The organism is Oleiphilus sp. HI0066 (assembly GCF_001635725.1).
Genome location: NZ_LWFH01001679.1, coordinates 1 through 1750 on the forward strand (window position 1 = coordinate 1; position 1750 = coordinate 1750).

The following is a 1750-nucleotide window of genomic DNA, read 5'->3' on the forward strand; positions in this document are numbered from 1 at the left end:
ACATTATCGCCACGCATCCGCCAGTTGGTCACTTGATCAGCAAGATCTTCAGTACTCCAAGCCTTGCCTTTTACCTCAAGCGCAACAACCCAATCTCGATCTGACAAGGAGTCTAAAATTGCTTTACTCTCGGATTGTATAGCTCTATTTAGATCAGCCCCTTTACTTCGATTACCTAAAGGGATCTCTATAAATTCAATCTTAAAGTCTCGCGGCAATCGTTTAGTAAATTCTGAGGTTCCTTCATTTACCCACTTAGGCATTTTCGTGCCAACCGCGATAACTTTAACTTTCATTGGACTAAATCTTAGCGCGCATCGGGCGAAGGCATTACGCCTTCAGAGCCATCACCTTCCCAAAAACGCTCAAGGTCATAGAACGTGCGCGTTGCTGGGAGCATGACGTGAACAACGACAGAACCAAGGTCCACTAAAATCCAGTCAGAGCTAGCATCACCCTCAACACCTACAGACTTTACACCTTGCTCTTTAGCTTCGGTTAGCACGTTGTCAGCGAGAGACTTAACATGCCGAGAGGAAGTACCAGAGGCAACCACCATATAATCGGTCACGCTAGTACGTTTTTTGACGTTCAAAATATTGATATTGTCAGCTTTTAAATCTTCAAGTGCGCCGACAACGACGTTTTTAATGGAATCTGCTTGCATAAAGGGAAGGACTGGCCTCAAAAAAATGGTTCAAATTTGATAAAAATCATTATCGCAAATAATGCCTTGCACTGCATCAGGCACCAAATAACGAATGCTTTTGTTTTCGGCAACTCTTTGCCGAATATCTGAGCTAGAGATTTGCAACTGCGTTACGCGCGCAATCAATGCTAACCCGGTTTTAGCAGATCTTAGCGCATCAGGCGAGCTAACAATTGAAAAACCCAAACTTTTCAGGTTGTTTTCAATTTGCGCATTACTGTAATCGGGACGCTCTAACACGACGACGTTACATAGATCTTTATATACTTCTGCATGATGCCAAGTAGGCATATTCAACGCAGAGTCTGTTCCTACCGCCAATATCAACCCTTCATTAGAGTTTAAAGCTTGCAAAGTGTTGATCGTATAGCTGTCTGACTCTGCATCAAGCTCGATACGAGAAACAACCAGGCTGGGAGATTCTTCAGTTGCGGCTACAAGCATTCTATATCGACTTTCAGCATCGATATTTGCCCGCGGCTTGTGGACGGGATCCCGACACGGTATCAAAGAAACCTGCGCGCCATCGAACAACTCTGAAAGCTCGGTCGCTACGCGCAGATGCCCATTATGAACAGGATCAAAACTCCCGCCGAACAAAATATTCATAACTTATGTACGAATATGCCCATCACCCAAGACGACATACTTTTCAGAAGTTAGGCCCTCTAGACCAACTGGGCCACGAGCATGAATCTTGTCCGTAGAAATACCGATCTCAGCACCCAAACCGTACTCAAAGCCATCTGCAAAACGAGTTGATGCATTGATCATGACCGAGCTTGAATCGACACGCGTAATAAACTCACGACCACGCGTATAGTTTTCGGTCACGATGGAGTCGGTATGATGAGAGCCATACTTGTTAATATGAGCAATCGCCTCATCCATATCCTCAACGATCTTAATTGATAAGATCGGCGCCAGATATTCGGTTTCCCAATCTTCTTCAGTCGCAGCTACGCAAGAATTAAGAATTTTTTGAGCTTTCGCACAAGCACGTAACTCAACACCAATATGGGCGTACTCTTGCTCTAATGC

General features: G+C 44.6%; 4 protein-coding genes. All 4 read right to left on the reverse strand.

The features are described 5' to 3' along the window. On the reverse strand, nucleotides 1-296 hold a 296-nt coding region (locus A3738_RS26275; protein WP_197474054.1), incomplete at its 3' end, for a 23S rRNA (pseudouridine(1915)-N(3))-methyltransferase RlmH. A gap of 11 nt (nucleotides 297-307) precedes the next feature. Continuing rightward, nucleotides 308-667 carry a ribosome silencing factor gene (gene rsfS, locus A3738_RS30210; RefSeq protein ID WP_068478500.1) on the reverse strand — a complete coding sequence of 120 codons (360 nt, stop codon included), beginning with the start codon at nucleotides 665-667 and terminating at the stop codon, nucleotides 308-310. A 30-nt stretch (nucleotides 668-697) separates the two neighbouring features. Next, nucleotides 698-1318: a nicotinate (nicotinamide) nucleotide adenylyltransferase gene (gene nadD, locus A3738_RS30215; protein WP_068502337.1), complete on the reverse strand. Its 621-nt coding sequence runs from the start codon at nucleotides 1316-1318 to the stop codon at nucleotides 698-700. A gap of 3 nt (nucleotides 1319-1321) precedes the next feature. Next, nucleotides 1322-1750: aldehyde dehydrogenase family protein (locus A3738_RS26290; RefSeq protein ID WP_156504517.1), on the reverse strand; the 429-nt coding region annotated here is incomplete at its 5' end.

Excerpts from the sequence above, each read along its gene's own strand:
- rsfS (WP_068478500.1), bottom strand. The coding sequence starts at position 667 with ATGCAAGCAGATTCCATTAAAAACGTCGTTGTCGGCGCACTTGAAGAT.
- nadD (WP_068502337.1), bottom strand. The coding sequence starts at position 1,318 with ATGAATATTTTGTTCGGCGGGAGTTTTGATCCTGTTCATAATGGGCAT.